This window comes from Streptomyces aureus, from assembly GCF_001418135.1.
In the GTDB taxonomy this organism is placed as follows: Bacteria; Actinomycetota; Actinomycetes; order Streptomycetales; family Streptomycetaceae; genus Streptomyces; species Streptomyces aureus_A.
Genome location: NZ_LIPQ01000642.1, coordinates 1 through 3,496 on the forward strand (window position 1 = coordinate 1; position 3,496 = coordinate 3,496).

The window sequence follows — 3,496 nt, forward strand, 5'->3', positions numbered from 1 at the left end:
CACCGACGCCGCCGGCAACACCACCGTCATCGGCACCGTCCCCGTCTACTCCCACGACGAGGAAGGCCTCCAAGGCATCGGCCTCGACCCGAACTTCGCCCAGAACAAAGCCGTCTACCTCTACTACGCCCCACCCCTCGACACCCCCGCCGGCGACGCCCCCGAGAACGGAACCGCCGCCGACTTCGCGAAGTACGACGGCGTCAACCGCCTCTCCCGCTTCACCCTGAGAGCCGACGGCACCCTCGACAACGCCAGCGAGAAGAAGGTCATCGACATCCCCGCCACCCGCGGGATCTGCTGCCACGTCGGTGGCGACATCGACTTCGACGCCCAGGGCAACCTCTACCTCTCGACCGGCGACGACTCCAACCCCTTCGCCTCCGACGGCTACACCCCCATCGACGAACGCCCCGGCCGCAACCCCGCCTTCGACGCCCGCCGCACCTCCGGCAACACCAACGACCTCCGCGGCAAGATCCTCCGCATCAAGGTCGCCGACGACGGCACCTACACCGTCCCCGACGGCAACCTCTTCGCCCCCGGCACCGCCAGGACCCGGCCCGAGATCTACGCCATGGGCTTCCGCAACCCCTTCCGCTTCAGCGTCGACAAGGCCACCGGCATCCTCTACGTCGGCGACTACGGCCCCGACGCCGGCGCCGCCGACCCCCGGCGTGGCCCCGCCGGACAGGTCGAGTTCGCCCGCGTCACCAAGCCCGGAAACTTCGGCTGGCCCTTCTGCACCGGCACCAACGACCCCTACGTCGACTACGACTTCGCCACCAAGACCTCCGGCGCCACCTACGACTGCGCCGCCCTCAGGAACGACTCCCCGTACAACACCGGACTCGTCGACCTCCCGCCCGCCGAACCCGCCTGGATCCCCTACAACGGCGGCTCCGTCCCCGAGTTCGGCACCGGCTCCGAATCACCCATGGGCGGGCCCGTCTACCGCTACGACCCCGCCAACACGTCCCCGGTGAAGTTCCCCGAGACGTACGACGGCGACTTCTTCGCCGGCGAATTCGGCCGCCGCTGGATCAAGCGCATCGACCAGGACGCCAACGGCACCGTCGCCTCCATCAACGACGTCCCCTGGACCGGCACCCAGATCATGGACATGGCCTTCGGCCCCGACGGAGCCCTCTACGTCCTCGACTACGGCACCGCATGGTTCGGCGGCGACCACAACTCCGGCCTCTACCGCATCGAGAACGCCACCGGCGGACGCTCCCCGGTCGCCGAGGCGAGCGTCGACAAGACCTCAGGCACCGCCCCGCTGAAGGTCGGCTTCTCCTCCGCCGGCACCACCGACGGCGACGGCGACGCCCTCACCTACACCTGGGACTTCGGCGACGGCGGAACCTCCACGGCCGCCAACCCCACCTACACGTACCGCAAGAACGGCACTTACACGGCGACCGTGACGGCGAAGGACGCGAGCGGCCGCACCGGCTCCGCCTCCGTCCACATCGTCGTCGGCAACACCGCCCCCAAGGTCACCCTCGAACTCCCCGCCGAAGGCGCCCTCTTCTCCTTCGGCGACGACATCCCCTTCAAGGTCACGGTCACCGACCCCGAAGACGGCACCATCGACTGCACCAAGGTCAAGGTCACCTACGTCCTCGGCCACGACAGCCACGGCCACCCCGTCACCACCGCCAACGGCTGCACCGGCACCATCAGGACCTCCGCCGACGGCGGCCACGACGACGACGCCAACATCTTCGCCGTCCTCGACGCCGAGTACACCGACGGCGGAGGTGGCGGCCAGGCCGCCCTCACCACCCACGACCAGGCCAAACTCCAGCCCCGCCACCGCCAGGCCGAGCACTTCGACGCCCAGAACGGCGTCAACCTCTTCGACAAGACCCAGGCCAACGGCGGACGCACCGTCGGCGACATCCACAACGGCGACTGGATCTCCTTCAAGCCCTACAACGTCACCGGAGCCACCAAGCTCACCGCCCGCATCTCCTCCGGCGGCAACGGCGGCTTCCTCGAAGTCCGCACCGGCTCACCCACCGGGCCCCTCCACGGCTCCGCACCCGTCCCCGTCACCGGAAGCTGGGAGACCTTCCAGGACATCGACGTACCCCTGCGGAACCTGCCCCGCAAGACCACCGAACTCTTCCTCGTCTTCAAGGGCGGCACCGGCGCCCTCTACGACCTCGACGACTTCACGTTCTCCAGCACCCCGGCCGACCGCAACGCCAAACGGGTCCTCGTCTTCTCCAAGACCGCCGGCTTCCGTCACGACTCCATCGGCACCGGCATCACCGCCCTCAGAGAACTCGGCGCCGGCAGCGACATCGTCATCGACAGCACCGAAGAACCCCGCCAGTTCACCACCAACAACCTCGCCCGCTACGACGCCGTCGTCTTCCTCTCCACCACCGGCGACGTCCTCGACGCCGACCAGCAGAAGGCCTTCGAGAACTACGTCTCCACCGGCGGCGGCTACATGGGCGTCCACGCCGCCGCCGACACCGAATACGACTGGAGCTTCTACGGCGGACTCGTCGGCGCCTACTTCCAGTCCCACCCCCAGATCCAGCCCGCCACCGTCCGCGCCGAAGACCACACCCACCCCGCCACCGCCCACATCGACGGCCCCTGGCAGCGCACCGACGAGTGGTACAACTACCGCACCAACCCCCGCGACCAGGCCCGCGTCCTCGCCACCCTCGACGAGACCACCTACCAGGGCGGCACCATGAAGGGCGACCACCCCATCGCCTGGTGCCAGACCTACGGCGGCGGCCGCTCCTTCTACACCGGAGGCGGCCACACCAAGGAGTCGTACGCCGAACCCGCCTTCCGCCAGCACCTGCTGGGCGGCCTCCGCTACGCCACCGGCCAGGTCAAGGCCGACTGCCGGCCCCGGACCGGCTACCGCGACCTCTTCAACGGCGAGACCCACGAAGGCTGGAAGCAGGCCGGACCCGGCGGCTTCGACATCACCAACCGCGAACTCCACTCCACCGGCGGCATGGGCATGCTCTGGTACCAGGCCAAGGAACTCCGGTCCTACTCCCTCACCCTCGACTGGAAACTCACCGGCGACTCCAACTCCGGCATCTTCGTCGGCTTCCCCGCCAGTGACGACCCCTGGTCCGCCGTGAACAACGGCTACGAGATCCAGATCGACGCCACCGACGCCGCCGACCGCACCACCGGAGCCGTCTACGGCTTCAAGTCCGCCAACCTCAAGGCCCGCGACCTGGCCCTCCGCCCGCCCGGCCAATGGAACACCTACGAAATCCGCGTCCAGGGCGAACGCCTCCAGGTCTTCCTCAACGGCACCAAGATCAACGACTTCACCAACACCGACCCCGCCCGCAGCCTCACCAGCGGCCACATCGGCATCCAGAACCACGGAGCCGCGGACCAGGCCGCCTTCCGCGACATCCGCCTCAAGGAACTCCCCTCCTGACGGAGCTCCCCCCGACCGGCTCCCGTCAGTACTGCACGGGAGCCGGTCGGGGGGAGC

At 68.9% G+C, this 3,496-nt stretch carries 1 protein-coding gene; it reads left to right on the plus strand.

Annotated features, from left to right (window positions below; translation table 11 throughout):
* Positions 1-3,439 (plus strand): ThuA domain-containing protein (locus AOK00_RS35565; RefSeq protein ID WP_055604234.1); only part of this gene is annotated, 3,439 nt, incomplete at its 5' end.
* Between the last annotated feature and the right edge of the window lie 57 nt (positions 3,440-3,496).